16 protein-coding genes are annotated in these 16,339 nt (G+C 56.4%); 3 read left to right on the top strand and 13 right to left on the bottom strand.

The genetic code is table 11. The features are described 5' to 3' along the window. Positions 1-18: 18 nt before the first annotated feature. The 3 genes from C772_RS13495 to dacB form a co-directional block, all read right to left on the bottom strand. Positions 19-639 carry an anthranilate synthase component II gene (locus tag C772_RS13495; RefSeq protein WP_008300837.1) on the bottom strand — a complete coding sequence of 207 codons (621 nt, stop codon included), beginning with the start codon at positions 637-639 and terminating at the stop codon, positions 19-21. Then, positions 636-2,006: an anthranilate synthase component I family protein gene (locus C772_RS13490; protein ID WP_008300836.1), complete on the bottom strand. Its 1,371-nt coding sequence runs from the start codon at positions 2,004-2,006 to the stop codon at positions 636-638. Before C772_RS13490 ends, C772_RS13495 begins: the two co-directional genes overlap by 4 nt. 443 nt (positions 2,007-2,449) lie before the next feature. Beyond that, entirely contained in the window at positions 2,450-3,937 is a 1,488-nt protein-coding gene (gene dacB / locus C772_RS13485) for a D-alanyl-D-alanine carboxypeptidase/D-alanyl-D-alanine endopeptidase (RefSeq protein WP_008300834.1), read from the bottom strand. A gap of 169 nt (positions 3,938-4,106) precedes the next feature. On the opposite strand from dacB, the gene mgtE reads away from it, so the two are divergent. Beyond that, positions 4,107-5,465, top strand: a complete 1,359-nt coding sequence (gene mgtE / locus C772_RS13480) for a magnesium transporter (RefSeq protein ID WP_008300833.1) — start codon at positions 4,107-4,109, stop codon at positions 5,463-5,465. A gap of 126 nt (positions 5,466-5,591) precedes the next feature. Here mgtE and C772_RS13475 read toward each other — a convergent pair whose 3' ends face one another. Further along, the gene (locus C772_RS13475) at positions 5,592-6,278 is read right to left on the bottom strand and encodes a hypothetical protein (RefSeq protein ID WP_008300831.1); all 687 of its coding nucleotides are present in this window, start codon (positions 6,276-6,278) and stop codon (positions 5,592-5,594) included. Positions 6,279-6,367: 89 nt separating this feature from the next. Here C772_RS13475 and C772_RS13470 point away from each other — a divergent pair, with 89 nt between their 5' ends. Continuing rightward, positions 6,368-6,751, top strand: coding sequence for a VOC family protein (locus tag C772_RS13470; RefSeq protein ID WP_008300829.1), 384 nt, complete (start codon positions 6,368-6,370; stop codon positions 6,749-6,751). Between the two features lie 81 nt (positions 6,752-6,832). On the opposite strand, the gene C772_RS13465 is transcribed toward C772_RS13470, so the two are convergent. From C772_RS13465 to C772_RS13425, 9 genes are all read right to left on the bottom strand, one after another. Beyond that, complete coding sequence (locus tag C772_RS13465; RefSeq protein ID WP_008300827.1) at positions 6,833-8,044, bottom strand: carboxylate--amine ligase; 1,212 nt, start codon at positions 8,042-8,044, stop codon at positions 6,833-6,835. A 261-nt stretch (positions 8,045-8,305) separates the two neighbouring features. Further along, a complete protein-coding gene (locus C772_RS13460) occupies positions 8,306-8,857 on the bottom strand; it encodes a cysteine hydrolase family protein (protein WP_008300825.1) in 552 nt (183 codons plus the stop codon). Between the two features lie 111 nt (positions 8,858-8,968). Then, positions 8,969-10,492: an acetyl-CoA hydrolase/transferase family protein gene (locus C772_RS13455; RefSeq protein ID WP_008300823.1), complete on the bottom strand. Its 1,524-nt coding sequence runs from the start codon at positions 10,490-10,492 to the stop codon at positions 8,969-8,971. A 162-nt stretch (positions 10,493-10,654) separates the two neighbouring features. Beyond that, positions 10,655-11,299 carry a LytTR family DNA-binding domain-containing protein gene (locus C772_RS13450; RefSeq protein WP_008300821.1) on the bottom strand — a complete coding sequence of 215 codons (645 nt, stop codon included), beginning with the start codon at positions 11,297-11,299 and terminating at the stop codon, positions 10,655-10,657. Positions 11,300-11,490: 191 nt separating this feature from the next. Continuing rightward, positions 11,491-11,982 (bottom strand): flavin reductase family protein, encoded by a 492-nt coding sequence (locus tag C772_RS13445; protein WP_008300819.1) that lies wholly within the window; start codon positions 11,980-11,982, stop codon positions 11,491-11,493. A gap of 101 nt (positions 11,983-12,083) precedes the next feature. Continuing rightward, the gene (locus C772_RS13440; protein WP_008300818.1) at positions 12,084-12,701 is read right to left on the bottom strand and encodes a class I SAM-dependent methyltransferase; all 618 of its coding nucleotides are present in this window, start codon (positions 12,699-12,701) and stop codon (positions 12,084-12,086) included. 59 nt (positions 12,702-12,760) lie between these two features. After that, a complete protein-coding gene (locus C772_RS13435; protein WP_008300816.1) occupies positions 12,761-13,288 on the bottom strand; it encodes a DUF1572 family protein in 528 nt (175 codons plus the stop codon). A gap of 11 nt (positions 13,289-13,299) precedes the next feature. Further along, the gene (locus C772_RS13430) at positions 13,300-13,731 is read right to left on the bottom strand and encodes a VOC family protein (protein WP_008300815.1); all 432 of its coding nucleotides are present in this window, start codon (positions 13,729-13,731) and stop codon (positions 13,300-13,302) included. Next, on the bottom strand, positions 13,728-14,780 hold the full coding sequence (locus C772_RS13425; protein ID WP_008300813.1) for a serine hydrolase domain-containing protein: 1,053 nt from the start codon (positions 14,778-14,780) through the stop codon (positions 13,728-13,730). The genes C772_RS13430 and C772_RS13425 overlap by 4 nt, the downstream gene beginning before the upstream one ends. A gap of 166 nt (positions 14,781-14,946) precedes the next feature. Here C772_RS13425 and C772_RS13420 point away from each other — a divergent pair, with 166 nt between their 5' ends. After that, complete coding sequence (locus C772_RS13420; RefSeq protein WP_008300811.1) at positions 14,947-16,335, top strand: MFS transporter; 1,389 nt, start codon at positions 14,947-14,949, stop codon at positions 16,333-16,335. The last annotated feature ends 4 nt before the right edge of the window (positions 16,336-16,339 follow it).

Below are 16,339 nucleotides of genomic sequence, written 5' to 3'. Positions count from 1 at the left end.
CCTCTGCTCTCTATCGTGTCAAAGTCCGGGAATCCGCTGGGGTCCGGCTGTTTTCTGTTCGTTGAAGGCCTTGGCCTCTTCCAGGAAGGCGGCGAGCAGCCGCTCTCCCTTTTCCGTTCCGACCGATTCCGGATGGAACATGAGCCCGTAGACCGGATGGCGGTCGTGGCGCACGGCCATGACTGTGTTGTCGTCCATCGAGTAGGCATCCGCATGCAGGACTTCCGGCAGCGCCCCTTCGTCAAGTGCAGCCGAGTGGCAGCACATCACCCGGAGCGGCTGCGGCAGATAGGCGAACAGTCCGCCCCGCTTGTGCCGCACCATGGCCGGCTTGCCGTGCCGGATCTGGGTATGCCTGCTTTTTCCTTCGCCATAGGCGGCCGCGATGATCAGCTGGCCGAGCGAGACGCCGAGAATCGGAATTTCCGCCCCGAACTCCCGGACGATCTCGATCGATTCCGGCCAGTCCTCAGGGCTCCCCGGCCCGGAAGACAGGATGATCGCAGACGGGTCGAAGCGCTCGACCTTCGACAGTGTCGCAGCCTTGGCGTCCAGGATGCCGATGTCCTCGCCGAGCACGGCGAGGGCGCCGGACAGGTTCTGGGTGAACGAGTCTTCATGATCGATCAGCAAAATCATTTGACCACCTCCGTGAGCGAACGGGCTTTGTTCGCCGTCTCCTTGTACTCCAGTTCCGGGCGGGAATCATGGACGACCCCGGCTCCTGCGCGCACCGAAGCGATGCCGTCCTTGATGAAGAAGGTCCGGATGGCGAGCGCCATATCCATGTTGCCGTTAAAGCCGATGTAGCCGACCGAGCCTCCGTACAGGCCGCGTGGTGACGGCTCCAGGCGGTCGATGAGCGCCATCGCCCTGCCCTTCGGCGCGCCGGTCACGGTGCCTGCAGGCAGGCATGCCCGGATGGCATCAAACGCATCCGCTCCCTCTTTCAGCTGTCCCTCTACTTCAGAAACAAGATGCATGACGTGCTCATAACGGACAACTTCCTGGTAGGCAGTCACCTTGACCGTCCCCGGAACCGCCGCTTTCGCGATGTCGTTGCGTCCGAGGTCGACAAGCATGTCGTGTTCGGCCAGCTCTTTCGGATCGGCGAGCAGCTCCGTCTCCAGCGCACGGTCTTCTTCACGGTTTTTGCCGCGCCGCCGGGTTCCGGCAATCGGGTTCATCGAAAGGATTCCGCCCTTCGCTTTCACGACACTTTCCGGGGAGGTCCCGACGATGACCGTCTCTTCCAGGTCGATGATATACATGTACGGCGAGGGATTGCGCCGGCGGAGCCGTCGGTACAGGCCGAACGGGCTGCCGGAAAACGGCGCGCTCAGGTCGCGGGACAAAACCACCTGGTACAGCTCGCCTGCCGTGATGGCATCGATCCCCTGCCGGACCGCTTCCTCGAAGGCTTCTTTTTCGGTGTCAGATGTGAACTCGCCTAGTGTGAAGGCTTCCGTTTCCGGATTGCCGCCGGACACGATCTGGGACTCGACCCGGTCCAGCTCATCATCCGCGGGGCCGTCCCCGAGATCGGTGCGGACGATCGAGACCGTGCCTTCCAGATGGTCGAAGACGATGACCGTGCTGTAGACGTTCAGGAGAACATCCGGCCCCGCACCGCCGGCTGCCTTGTGCTCTCCCGCCCCGTAACCGATTGCCCCGACTGCGCCTCCCGCAAACGGGAAGGCTTCCGGAGAAGCGACCCTCGGCAGCAGCCGCTGGAGAAGCCCGAGCGGCTCGCCCTCGTGCCGGAACACCCGGCCCGTCCTGCAGTCCTGCTCTTCTAGGACATCTCCCTCTGCGCGGTATGTCTTCACCGGATCCTGCCCGATGTAGGAATAGCGACCCGGCCCGTCATGTGCACCCGAGCTTTCCAGCATAAACTTCCTCCGGCCCTTCAGCCTGCCGAAGACGGCCACCGGCGTCAGCGCATCTGCTGAAATCCTCCTGACGGCCACCCGTCCCGACTCTGTCTGTTCCCTGACTGTGCTCATCTCTGCTCAGCTCCCTTATCTTTGAAAATCAAAAAAGTCCCCCGCAACAGGCACAGCAGTCCTGTTGCGGAGGACGGAAAAAATCCGCGTTGCCACCTCCGGTTGGGGCAGATCGCCCCCTCTCGGCCATGCCGCAGATTGCGGCACGTTCCCTTAACGCGGGAAGAACGTCCGCCGGGCCGGGGCCGCGGCGGCTCTCGTAAGTCCATTCGCATGCGGGGCGCTCCGGCTTCCACCTGCCGCCGGCTCTCTGGGCCGCCTGACGCATGCTACTCCTCTTACTCTGCAATTTCTCTGCTATGCTCAGCTCAACTCAGCTCTTTGATCCAAGGGCGATGCCGCTCCCGGCACCTTCTGCCCCTCACGGACTAAAAAGTTAACACTCATCTTACATTGTTTTGAAAATACCGTCAAGTCTGTTTTCAAAATTTCTTCCGGTCCCGTTAATCCAGTTCCGCAATGGCCTCTGCAATCTCATCCTGGATCGGCGTGACGGAGCTCGCCAGATAGTTGTTGAACAGGATCGAGAAGATGTACTTTTCACCGTTTTCCGCGGTCACGTAGCCCGAAAGCGTCGAGACGCCGGTGAGCGAGCCGGTCTTGGCCTTCACATTCTCCGCCGCCTCGGTGTCCTTCATGCGGGTGCGGAGCGTGCCGCCCGTCATCCGGTCCGGATGGCCCGCGACAGGAAGAGAGTTAAGGAAGACCGGGAACCATGGTTCAGCCTGAACTTCATAGAGAAGGGCGGACAGCTGCTCCGCAGTCACAAGGTTTTTGTGCGACATGCCGGAACCGTCACGCAGGCGCATGCCTTCTGTGTCGAGTCCGTATCCGACAAGAACATCCTCCATCACGCCGATTCCGGCATCCCACGAGCCTTCACCCGCAGCCGCGCGTCCGATCTCCTTCACGAGCACTTCCGCGTGGCCGTTGTTGCTGAGCTTCATGAACGGGATATACAGCTCGCTGAGCGGCATCGACTGCTTCGATGTGAGGGCGGCCGCGCCTTCAGGGGTTTCACCTTCGGAAAGCTTCCCGGATACCTTGATGCCCTCCCCTTTCAGTGCCTGTTTGAACAGGTCAAGCGCATACATCGTCGGATCCTCGACGGCCGTCCAGGAGCGCGAAGCGGTCGCGCCGACCGGGATCGTTCCCGTGATCACGATGTTATTCGTGCCGTGCTCGCGGGTGATGGAAATCGATTTCTTTCCGTCTTTGCCGACGGTCTCGGCCCGGTTTTCAATTGTCACGGATTCCGTAAACGGATCGAGCGTGACTTCCGCCGCGGCACCCGCTTCCTTGGCCGGATTGACGTTCACGATGACGGTGCCCGCATCATAGTCGGTGTTCGGCGAAGCGGTCAGCGCCGACACGCCGGCTCCTGTGTAGTTGTGCTCATCCGACCAGTTCAGGTCCTCCGACAGCAGCACGTCATCATACCAGCTGTCATCCGCGACCAGGTTGCCGTGTACTTTCTTGACGCCCTTCGCCTTCAGGTCCTTGGCAAATTGGGCAAAGTCCTCCTTGAGAAGCGTCGGATCGCCCTTTCCGCGGAGATACAGGTCACCCTTCAAGACGCCGCCGGGATTCAGCCTGCCTGTGTGCAGGACATCTGTCGTGAACCGGTGGTCCGGCCCGAGCACTTCAAGTGCCGCAACGCCTGTCAGGATCTTCATGTTCGATGCGGGATGAAGCAGCAGATGGTCCGTCCGATTGAAAACGGTCTTCCCTGTCGAAGCATTCGTTACATTGACCCCAACTGTGGCGCCGTCCAGCCTCGGATCATCCAAAATTTCACTCAGAGCATTGCCGAGTTCGGCATTTTCATCAGTCGCGACGGCGGGCTGCAGGCCGGGTGCGGCACCTGCGGGTACGAGAAGAAGTGCGGAAAGCGTCATTGCGGTTAGCCATTTTTTCTTCGTGGCCGGCATGGGACATCCCCCTTTGGAATGAGTTTGGACCAGTTTATCAATAAAATTCTGAATTCTCTATCTTATGATTGGCTTATTTTGCTCTTGCATGAGCGGGAGAAAAGTCCCGGCCGCAGACTAAGCGCCGGCCGGATGGGTATAGTGAAAACAGTGGAGGAGGCGATGCTTGATGGCAGCAGACATCCAATCCGAGCAGCTGACGATTGCCCTCGTCCGGCAGCTGAAGGAAGGCGACCGGAAGGGTTTTTTAAAGCTGTTTCTGGATCTGCGTCCGTATGACCAGGCCGTACAGTACATGGAAATACCGAAAAAGCACCACCCGCTGATTCTGGAATGGCTCGACCTTCCGGCTATTACGGAGATGCTGCCGTACCTGGAGCCGGAGGACCAGATGGAGTTCATCCGCTCCCTCGGCCCCGACAAAGCCATCCCGGTCCTCGATATGATGCAGAACGACGACCTTGCCGCGATGCTGACGGATCTCTCGCCGGAAGAGATCGACCAGCTGACCGGGCAGATGCTCAAGGAAGAGGCGGAAAGCGTCCGCAAGATCCTCGACTACCCTGCGGAGACGGCCGGCCGCATCATGACCAACCGCTTTGTCTGGGTGCACGAGGACTACACGGTCGGGCAGACGGTCGAAAAGCTGAAAAACTACAGCGACTACGCGGAATACCTGAACTATACATACGTCATCAACAGCGACAAGCAGCTGATCGGCGTTTTGTCGTATCGCCAGCTGCTCCTGACCGACGCGGACACGCCCGTCCGGGACATCATGTCCCGCCGCGTCATCTCGGCGAACGCGCGGACCGACCAGGAGGACGTAGCCAAGCAGTTTGCACGCTATGACTTTGTCGCGGTTCCTGTCACGGATGACGACAATGTCCTCGTCGGCATCATCACCGTTGATGACGTGATCGATGTCATCGTCCAGGAAGCGGATGAGGACATCGAGATGCTGATGGCGAGCGGGAAACAGATCGACTTCCGGACAAAACCGGTGACCGCCGCCATGCGCCGTCTGCCGTGGCTGATTTTGCTGCTTTTTATCGGGCTTGTGTCCGGGAGCATCATCAGCGGATTCGAGGATACGCTCAACCAGGTGGTCGCCCTCGCGTTTTTCATGCCGCTCATCGCCGGCATGACCGGGAACACCGGCACACAGTCGCTCTCGCTCATCGTCCGCGGCCTCGCGACGGAAGATTTGGACATGAAAACGGCAATCCGGGTCGTGCTCCGTGAACTGATGGTCGGTATCCTCATCGGTGTCATCTGCGGCGTGCTGATCTCGATTATCGCCTTTGTCTGGCAGGGCAGCTTCATCCTCGGCATCGTGGTCGGCGCATCGCTCGTCATTACGCTTATTATCGGGACGCTCGCGGGCACGATTATCCCGCTCGTCCTCAGCCGGTTCAAATTCGATCCGGCCGTGGCAAGCGGCCCCCTCATCACGACTGTGAACGACATTCTCTCGCTCCTGATCTACTTCGGGATCGCGACGATGTTTTTGAACTACCTGACGTGAGTATGGCAAAAGCCGCTGACGTCCCATTACGGGGACTTCAGCGGCTTTTTGATGGAAGGAATCCGACTCCTTCTTAAGTTGTGTGGGCATAGCACCCAGTTCCCGTTCAGAAACACTCGCGCATCCTCATCGCTCGTAACGGACAAACCACCCATTGCCGTTTTCCTCCATCGCCGTGCCAGCCCAGCCATCGGCTAGCAGCGCCTGCTGGCCGGTGATGTCATCCATCGGAATTTCCCGGGTTTCCATCCGCTGCCGCTCCGGCGCCTTGAGGTCTTTAAAGAAAACGTACCGGAGCTTGCCGCCATATTTCTCCTTGAGCGCGCGGACTTCGAGCCCCTGCCTGAACTTGTCCTTCAGGCTCGGAATGTTTCCCGGCATCACTGTCGAGCAGACGTAGCGGTAACGCTCCGCGTCCACGCGGTCCATGAGCACCAGGCCCATGAGTGTCTGGAGCGAAAAGCCCCGCCACTTCGGCGAGACGGCAGAGATTTCCTGATAGATGACCTTGCCGATTTCCTCCTCCGGCACGCCGACGTCGCGGCCGAGCCCTTCATGGTCATTGTCCGGGACGAGCATTGCGCGCCAGGCGATCATCTCCCCGTCCGCGTACACACCAATCATCTCTCCGTTGCCGTCCAGGATAAAGCGGAACTCCTCCTCTGTCAGCGGCTGCAGGCGCTCCTTAACCTCAAGGGCCCCGATGACCTGTTCCTGGAGATCGAGGATTTCCGGCAGCTGTTCCGCAGACAGCTTGCGCATCCGGATGGGCTGCCCGTTTTTCAGTTCTCCCTCAAAAACGATGTTCTTCATCACGATCCCTGCCTTCCTTCCCCAATCGTACTTTACAAAGGATACCCTGAAAAGTATCTTTGGGATAACAACGGGAAGGGGTTGGGGAAATGGGGAAAACGACAATCGGCCAGATTGGCCTGCCGGCGCAGGATATCGGAAGGGCTGCTGCATTTTATGAGAAAAAGCTGGGGCTGCCGCTCTGGTTCAGGACGGAACGCATGGCGTTCTTTGACTGCGGCGGTGTCCGGCTCATGCTGACGGTGCCGGAGCACGACGCCTTCGCGTCAAACGGCTCGGTCATCTATCTGGATACGGACGACATCCATGCGCGGGCCAGAGAGCTGCAGGAAGCCGGCGTCCCATTCATGGGGGAGCCGCACATCGTCGCGAAAATGGGCGGTACGGAAACGTGGATGGCGTTTTTCGCGGACACGGAAGGCAACCACCTGGCGCTCATGAGTGAAGTGCCTGCGGACGGGGCGGCACAGTGACCAGCACACCGGACAGGCGTTTCCTGCCGGTGTTTTTCATTGCATCAAAAAAGAGCCGGAAAATCCGGCTCAAGAAATTGGTCACCACTGATTGTTTTTGTATTTCCTGTAGTAGTTGATCTGGCGCGCCAGCATAAAGAACGGGCGCTTCCGGTGTTTGTCGCCTTTGTAGAACAGCGGGTTGCCCCACTTTCCTTCCCTGAGCAGACGGCGCACTTCCCGGTTGATCTCCTGATTGTCGACGAATGTCTTCAGGACGATTTTCGGCACGACCGTGAACAGGAACTCGGTGTTCAGATAGGTCAGTTCCTTTTCCTTCCCGCGGATCACGTCATCGACCAGGTAGCGGGCCATGTTGTGGCCGTTGGCCGTCGTGTAGTAGCTGGAGCGGCCCTGGCGGATGTTCACTTCGAATACCTTGAATTTGCCGTCCCGGACGTCATATTTCAGGTCGAAGTTGGCGAATCCCCGGTAGCCGACCGCCTCCAGGAAGCGCTGCAGCTTCTGCATGAGCGCCTCATCATAGCGAGTGACGAGCGCCGTGTAGTTGCCGATTGCGGTGACAGTATGCTCCTGCAGCACCACCTGCGCGAGCGTGCCCAGTTCGGCCTTCCCTTTTGAGTTCACATAGAAGACGGAATCCCACATGTAGGTGTCATCGCCGGGGATGAAGTCCTGGATGATCAGGTCATCCTTGTAGCCCGATGCGTTCACTTTGTCGATCACGGCCAGGAGCTCATCGGGCGTTTCGACGCGGTACACCTTCTGCTGGCCGTCGAACTTGTTCTTATAGTACTCGACGCCGTTGCTCGGCTTGACGATGGCCGGATACCGGATGTCCGTGTTGAACCGGCCCTGTTCGCGGCAGCTGTAGAAGTACGTGTCCGGCGTATCCAGGCCGTGCTCGTCGCAAAGCCGGTAAAAGTTTTTCTTCACGAGCAGGTTGTTCATCAGGTCTTCGGAGATGTAGTTGAACACATACCACTCGCTCAGCTTTTCCTGGTTTTCGATGATGAGCCGGACATAGAAGTCGTTCGTGCCGATCAGCAGAAGCTGCCGGCCTTCTTTTTTATACTTTTTGGCCACACGTCCGAGGATCGAGACGAAGGCGCCCTTGTCCCACAGCGCGGAATCGTATTCGATCGCCTGCGGGATGGTGCTCATGCTGGTGAATCCCATCGGCTCCTTCCCGACCAGGACGGGGTGGATGCCGTACTCTTCATGAAACGAAATTGACATATTGTAGGCATTTATATCGGTGCCCACGATGACCGGCAAGAAGTTGTGTTGCATGGTTTCCTCCAAAATTATGTATTGCAGCCCATTTAAGGAAGATAAGCGGAGCCGCTTTAAATGTGGTTGCGCCGTCGGGAAACCGGCCGCATTCCATAGTAAAGATACCCGGCGGCCCGGACAATATGCCATCCTTCCCAATCGTCCGGGCACCAATTATAGAATCATATCAAATTCTGCATTCAGCTGTCCCTTTCCAGCCTGCCCATCGCGGGAAACAAAAATCCCCGGACCGCCTCATGGTCCCGGGGATGGAGATGCTCAGACGACTTTTGCGCCAAGCGTATTCGTAAAATGTTCCAGCGCCCATTCATGTCCGGCCGGGTTAAAGCTGGCCACCGCATCTTTGTGGATGGTGATGGAAAAGCCTTTGTTGTAGGCATCCACCGCGGTGTGGAGCACGCAAATATCCGTGCAGACGCCGACGATGTGAAGTTCCGTAATGCCCCGCTCGCGCAGTTTGATCTCCAGGTCGGTTCCCGCGAATGCGCTGTAGCGGGTCTTGTCCATGTAATGGACATTTTCATCATGCCGATGGGCTTCGAACACCGCCTGGAGTTCCCCGTAAAGGTCCCGGCCTTCGGTGCCGGCGATGTTGTGCGGCGGGAACAGCTTGCTTTCCGGATGGCAGGTGTCGCCTTCTTCATGCCGGTCGATTGCGAAGACGACATAGTCCCCCCGCTCCAGGAATTCGCGGGTCAGCCGCACGACTTCCCCCTCGATCGCCTGTCCGGGCTTGCCGCAGGTCAGCTTACCGTCATCGGCGACGAAGTCGATCGTGTAATCTACATTCAGCAAAGCTTTCATATCCATACCCCTTCCATGGACCGCATTTCCTATCATCATATCAGGGAAGCAGATGACCTGTCATGACACAGCCAAACAAGAAACCCCTGCCGCAAAACGGGCAGGGGCGGATGGCTCTTATTTTACTCCGGCGGCTTCCTTTTCCATCTTCATCGTGCCGTGCTCGGCAAGGTGCTGATGCCAGGAGAAGGCTTTCTCGAGAACATGAGGCGTCTGGCCGCCGCGCTCGAGCGCTTCCTGGTAGTACGCCCAGAGCTGCTTTTTGTAGTCCGGATGCACGCAGTTTTCGATGATGAGCGGAACGCGCTCACGCGGTGCAAGGCCGCGGAGGTCCGCGTAGCCCTGTTCAGTGACGACGACGTCCACGTCATGCTCGGTGTGATCCGTATGTGAGACGAATGGCACGATGCTGGAGATGTTGCCGCCTTTGGCAACCGACTTCGTGACGAAGATCGCGAGGCGCGCGTTCCGTGCAAAGTCGCCCGAGCCGCCGATGCCGTTCATCATTTTCGTGCCGGACACGTGCGTGGAGTTGACGTTTCCGTAGATGTCGAACTCAAGTGCCGTGTTGATCGAGATCAGGCCGAGTCGGCGGATCACTTCAGGGTGGTTTGACATTTCCTGAGGGCGCATGATCAGCTTGTCGCGATACTGTTCAAAGTTGCCGAAGACCTGCTTCATCTTCTCGTCGGAAAGCGTGATTGAGCAGCACGAAGCAAAGTCGACCTTGCCGGCATCGATCAGGTCGAATACCGCATCCTGAAGCACTTCCGAATAAACTTCAAGATTCTTGAACTCGGAGTCGATCATGCCGTGAAGGACGGCATTGGCCACGCTGCCGATTCCCGACTGGAGCGGGGCGAGCGTTTCGTCGAGGCGGCCGAGCTCGATTTCCTTGCGGAGGAAGTCCAGCAGGTGGTCTGCCATGATCTTTGTTTCCTCATCCGGCTGGACGATTGTGGACGGGGAATCCGCCTGCTCAGTAAAGACAATTCCGCGGATCAGCTCAGGATCCACTTTGATGCCCGGCACGCCGATGCGGTCATCCGCTTTTTCGAGCGGAATCGGTCCGCGTGCACCCTGCTTGCCCGGCTCATAAATATCATGGATGCCTTCCAGAAGCGGGGTCTGGGCCATATTGATTTCTACAATGATGTTTTTCGCATGAGTGGCAAAGAGGGACGAGTTGCCGACGGATGTCGTCGGAATGATCGTGCCGTCTTCCTTGACCGCTACCGCTTCGACAATTGCAAAGTCGATCGGCCCCATGACGCCCGAGCGCACAAGCTCAGCCGTATGGGAAAGATGCTGGTCAACGAAGAACATATCGCCGGCATTGATGCTTTTGCGCATCGTCGGATCCGCCTGGAACGGAAGGCGCTTGTTGACGATGCCCGCCTCGGCGAACAGCGTGTCGACGTCCGAACCGAGGGAAGCCCCGGTAAAGACGTTCACTTTGAAGCCATTCTCTTTGGCACGGTCAACCAGTGCGAACGGAACCGCTTTCACGTCACCTGCACGGGTAAAGCCGCTGAGGCCGAGCGTCATGCCGTCCCCGATCCAGGAAGCTGCCTCCTCAGGGGTCACAACACGATTGCGCAATGCTTCGTTTTCAATGCGATCAAGTTGAATGTTAGTCATCGTATAATCAACCTCTTCTGAAAGTTTTAGTTGGAATTAGGAGCAAGTATAAATTATCTTATTCTCATTATTCCCTAAAACGCTTTCATGGAAGAGGTTTTTGGTCAGAAAAGCCGGTTTCATGTTTTACCCACAGAAAAATGTGACTAAAACCGCACAATTTCAGTATCCTAGAATTTTCCTGAAATAACTGGAATAGGATTGACTCACCGGAACGCGGTCTCCGTTGTCCATCTCCAGCAGGAACGTCGAGTGCGAGTCCGGATAGATTTCCCTGATGTGATGGACGTTCACGATAAATGAACGGTGGCAGCGGACGAACATATCCCTCGGAAGAACATACTCGAATTCCTGGAGCGTATTTTTATGGGTGCCCGTCAGGCTTTTTGTGACGACCTGCGTCTTGCGGTCCTTTACTTCAAAGTATTTGACGTCTCCGAACGGCACCGGCTTCCAGCCGTCTTCCGTTTTGATGGTCACGACCGACTTGCCTTCGGTGTAGGTCGGATAAACAGCGAGTACCGTTCCCTGCAGTTCTCCGCCCTGATGGAATGGCACGGCCATGCCATGGTACGGGACGCCGAACACTTGGCGGTCGATGAATTCGGATTCCTTCTGTCCGGAGGAAAGTGCCTTGTGGGCAATCGTTCCTTCCTTTACCGGATCGCCCGGCCGGATTTTCAGATCGACCCGTTTGCTTGGACGGTAATAGATATATTGTTCGGTATCGGTGACACCGATTGAAATTTCATCGGAGAACAGTTCTCCCAGCACATCAAGCAGTTCTTTTTCTGTAAATTTTTCCACTCCGTCACCTTCCTCCGTTTTTCATTGTTCCCATTATAACGAAAACAGTCACCCGCGCCTATACAGCCGGCGTGGTTATGGATAACAATTATTATTTTGGTTCTTTGTACATATAAAAGGCTCCCGGGAAGGCCCGAACATCGTTGGGCGTTCCGGGGAGCCGATCAAAGAGCTGCTTCTGTCCAATGATCTTATTCGTAGAACGACTCAGGGATGGCATCGAATTTGCGCCGGTGGTAGAGCAGCGGTTCTTTCCCATGGTTATCGATGTGCTTGACTTGGCCGATGAGGATGCGGTGGTCGCCGCCCCCGACCGTTGTATGCATGCCGCAATGAAGAACGCCTGCTGCACCTTTGATGATCGGCAGGCCTTCCGCCGACATCTCCCAATCACTGTTTTTGAACCGGTCCAGGCCATGGCTCGCGAACAGGGCGCACAATTCCGCCTGGTCCGCGGCCAGGATATGGACCGCAAACTGCTTGGCGTTCGTGAATATATTGTAAGTGGAGACCCGTTTGTCGATCGACCAGAGGATCAGCATCGGGTCGAGCGACACGGACGCGAACGAGTTGACCGTCATGCCGACGGGTGTTCCATCCGGTGCTGTTGTTGTAATAACCGTCACGCCGGTCGGGTAATTCCCCATCACTTGCTTGAAATCATTAATTTTCTCGTTGTTCATTTATGTATTCACCTCTTTCCTTGGGAGGGTTTTCAGGACTTCCATACAGCCCAACTATATCAGAACCGTCCAACATTTTTCGACATGGACGCTTTTCTGTTTCACGTGAAACGTTCGAACCGCCAGAGGGAAAATCGTTCATTGGGATTTTTCTCCACGAGCCCCGGCACAGGGACGTCCTTCATATGGAGAAACGGAGAATGGTTTTCGAGGTGGCTGAGGTAATCGAGCGTCGGATAATACAAGATGAGATCAACCATCCGCGGCCGTTCCTCCACCGACTTCAGGATATTTGAGACCACCTTGGCAAACAGGCTGACCGAAAACGGATTAAAGAAATAGAAGACATCATCGAGAGGCTTCACGCGGTATTCTTCAGCCCTGCAGCGGATGAATGTGACCGACCCCTTTAGCCGGTTCTTTTTCTTTATCATATACAAATCCCGGTTTTCCAGTGAATCCAGATAAAGCTGGCCGTCCATTTCCACTCCGGTTACCGCTGCCCCGGTCCTGTGGTTGATGTAAAAGGCCGTCCGCCCCTTGCCACATCCGAAGTCCACGACAGAACTTGTCTTGCCGGGCCGGTATTCATCCAGCAGAGCACCCAGCCCTTCGTAAGGGGTCGCTTCGTACCGGTTGTCATGGATGGAGCGGATGCCCCAGTCCTGGACGCCCGCCGTCCGGATGCCGAGCAGCCGGTCTGTTTCATGTTCGTTCATCTGAATGCCTCCATAAAAGAACTCACCCGCGGATTCGGGTGAGTTTATTATATCTCACGTTATTGCCCCGGCGTCTTTGTCCGGTATGCCTCTGATTGGCCTTTTGGAATGCTGAGCATTTCCCAGTTCTCGCCCTTCAGCATCTTGGCAATGTAGACGATCTGGCCGATATGGAAGGCGACATGGCTCAAATGGCGCTCCATTGCTTCAATCACAGTATGAGGCTCTCCGCGGATCAGGATCTTTTTCAGCAGATCCTCTTCTTCAAGACTATCCAGCGCTCCAAAAAGGAGCTTCCATCCCGCTTCGGAGATTTCCTGCAGCTCCGCCTTTGTAACAGATACGGTTTCGAATTCCCCGTCCCGGTTTCGGTCGGGCTTTTCACCGTCTGTCGTGAGGAAGTCCGTCCATCTGGAAATCATATTTCCGGAAAGATGGCGGACAATCACCGCAATACTGTTGGACTCCGGCCCCGGTACATAGTGGATGTCCTGCCCGTCAAGCTGGGCAACTGCCCTGTCCCCGAGATCTTTTAGCTGATTGAACCTGCCGCGGACAGCCGTCAGGTATGCTTTACCGATGCTCATTGCGTTCCCCCTCAATCGATGACGAGCATGTCCTGCCCGTCAAACTGCCAGTTGGGTCCGTAAGCGACTTCCCATACATAGCCGTCCGGATCCGCGAAATAGCCGGAATAGCCGCCCCAGAAGACCTTTTCCGGCTCTTTCAGCACGGTTCCTCCGGCCTTACGGGCCTGATCCATGACGGCGTCCACTTCCTCTTCCGATTTGGCATTAAAGGCGATCGTGATGCCGGAGAATCCGCTTTTCTGCGGAGGGTCCGTTGCATCGATGTCCTTGGCCAGTTCGTCCAGCGGATAAAGCGCCAGGCGGGTGCCGCCGTTTTTGAAAAAGACAATGCCGGGATTGTCTTCCGCGGCCGAGGTTTCAAAACCCAGCCCATCCCTGTAGAAGCGGAGTGAGGCAGCCATATCATCGACGCCGAGCGTCAGCAGATTGATGCGGTTCATTGGTTCCCCTCCGTTGATTGAAGATATCCCTCAAATGCTTCCATCATCGGGTACGCGCCTTCCGACTTGTTCGAGGCAGCGGTGAACACCGCTCCTGACGCCGGATAAATGGCGGAATGGAAGCTGACACCCGGGTCGTAGCCCATGACATGGATCCGTTCGGCGCGTCCGTCTTCCATGTCGACCCAGACCCCGTATCCATATCCGTCACCGCCCTCGTCCGCCGCGTGCCGGGTAAGCAGTTTCGCGGTAAGTTCTTCCCTGAGCAGGCGTCTTCCGAGAAGCGCATCCCAGAACTTGTGCATATCCGGGACAGTCGTGAATGCCCCTCCGTCGGAACCGCCCTGCACCGGAAGCGAGTAGACATTCGTCCTCCATGTTCCGTCTTCTTCATCAATATAGCCGGTGGCCGTGTTGCTCGGCAGGCGGTCGAGCGGCCAGTAGCCGGAATCCTTCATGCCGGCAGGACGGAAGACGTGCTTCTCCACATAGTCGGTGAAGCGCATGCCGGACGCCTGCTCGACAATCAGACCGAGCAGGATGTAGCCCGCATTGTTGTAGTGGAACCGCTCGCCCGGTCCGAACATCATCCCGGAATCCCGGAAAAGCGGCAGAAAATCTGCCGGGCTTCGGATCGTGTACATCGGAAGTTCCTTCCACAGTTCCTCGAAATCGTCCATGATCGCTTCATCAAAGTAATCCGGCACGCCGGACGTATGCGTCAGGAGCTGATGGACAGTGATGTTCCGGTCAAAATTCGGGAACGTTTCGTCCAGGCATTCCGCAAGTACCGATTCCAGAGAAAGCTTTCCTTCCTCCACGAGCCGGAGGATGGCCACCGCCGTGAACACCTTGCAGCCGGATGCAATGCCGAACTTTGTATCCGGCCGGTTCTTCCGCTCCCCGGACCTGTCGGCCAGACCCCATGCAAATGTTTGGACTTTACCGTCTCCCGTATCCGCTCCGGCAGCTCCGGAAAAACCCCCTTCTTCCGCAGCTTGATCGAGCCGGTATTCCATCGTCTCTTCTTTTCTTGGTGCGGTTTTCATCAGTATTCCCCCATCTATGCTCAGTCCTTTATTTACTGTTCGACAAAACAGCCGGCAGCCCTTTACTCAATAAGAACTTTTTTCGGCAGCATGCCTGACAGGGTGTACGCGTATAGGTCAGCCTGTTCGGCAAAGACTGAATGGAGGACAAACAAAGGAAGTGGGAATGATGGAAACCGCATATCGAGGGACGAACAGGTTAATCATCGGGATTGTATTCGGAGTCCTGACATTCTGGCTTTTTGCCCAGGCCATGGTCAACATCGTTCCGGCAATCCAGGAGGACCTGGGCGTATCAGCAGGAACGGTAAACATCGCAATCAGCCTGACTGCCCTTTTCTCGGGCATCTTCATTGTGGCTGCGGGCGGTCTTGCCGATAAAATCGGCCGCAAGAAAATAACGAATGTCGGCCTGATTTTGAGCATCGTCGGTTCTCTCTGCTTAGTGTTGGCAAACGGATCTATCTTACTCATTATCGGCCGGGTGATCCAGGGCGTATCGGCGGCCTGCATCATGCCGTCAACGATTGCCCTGATCAAAGACTACTTTGAAGGGGCAGACCGGCAGCGGGCACTCAGCTACTGGTCCATCGGTTCTTGGGGCGGTTCCGGACTTTGTTCGCTGTTTGGCGGAGCGGTTGCAACCTATATGGGATGGAAGTGGATTTTCATCTTATCCATCATTTTTGCCGTTCTGGCTTTGTGGCTGATCAAAGATACGCCTGAGAGCAAGGCAAAGCAGACCGGTCATCTGAAATTCGATGTTGGCGGCCTTGTCGTTTTTATCATCGCCATGCTTGCATTGAATATTTTCATCACACAGGGTGCTGAAATGGGATGGAGCAACTGGCTGACGATTGCGCTGATCATCGTCGCTTTAATCGGCACGATTGTCTTTATTAAAATTGAGAACGGCAAGCCCAATGCGCTCATTGATTTCAAGCTATTCAAGAACGGACCATACACGGGGGCCACCATTTCCAACTTCCTGCTCAATGCCATTGCCGGAACACTTGTTGTGGCGAACACTTATGTGCAGGAAGGCAGAGGGTATACTTCGTTTCAATCGGGGCTGCTTTCCATCGGATATCTGATTGCCGTCCTTTCTATGATCCGTGTCGGGGAAAAGATTCTTCAAAGAATTGGTGCAAAGAAACCGATGCTCTGGGGCAACATTCTGACGGTGATCGGGGTTGGGCTGATGGGGCTGACCTTCCTGCCGGATCTCGGATACACCATCGCCGTGATTATCGGATTCGCCTTATTCGGTTTGGGATTGGGGATTTATGCGACGCCATCTACGGACACCGCAGTTTCAAATGCCCCGGATGAAAAAATCGGGGCTGCATCGGGGATTTATAAAATGGCGAGTTCCCTCGGGGCTGCTTTCGGGGTTGCGATTTCCGGAACTGTCTATGCGTCGATCGCAGCCAACATTGGGCTGGATGTGGCGGCAACCGCCGGGATTATTACCAACGTCATTTTCGGAGTGCTCGCCTTGTTGTCGATCCTGTTCCTGGTTCCGAACAACGCAGGCAAAAGTGAAGTGAAATAAGACA

It is taken from the genome of Bhargavaea cecembensis DSE10, assembly GCF_000348905.1.
GTDB classification, from domain to species: domain Bacteria; phylum Bacillota; class Bacilli; order Bacillales_A; family Planococcaceae; genus Bhargavaea; species Bhargavaea cecembensis.
The sequence above is the reverse complement of the archived record's forward strand: the minus strand, read 5'-3'. Positions and strand labels throughout refer to the sequence as shown.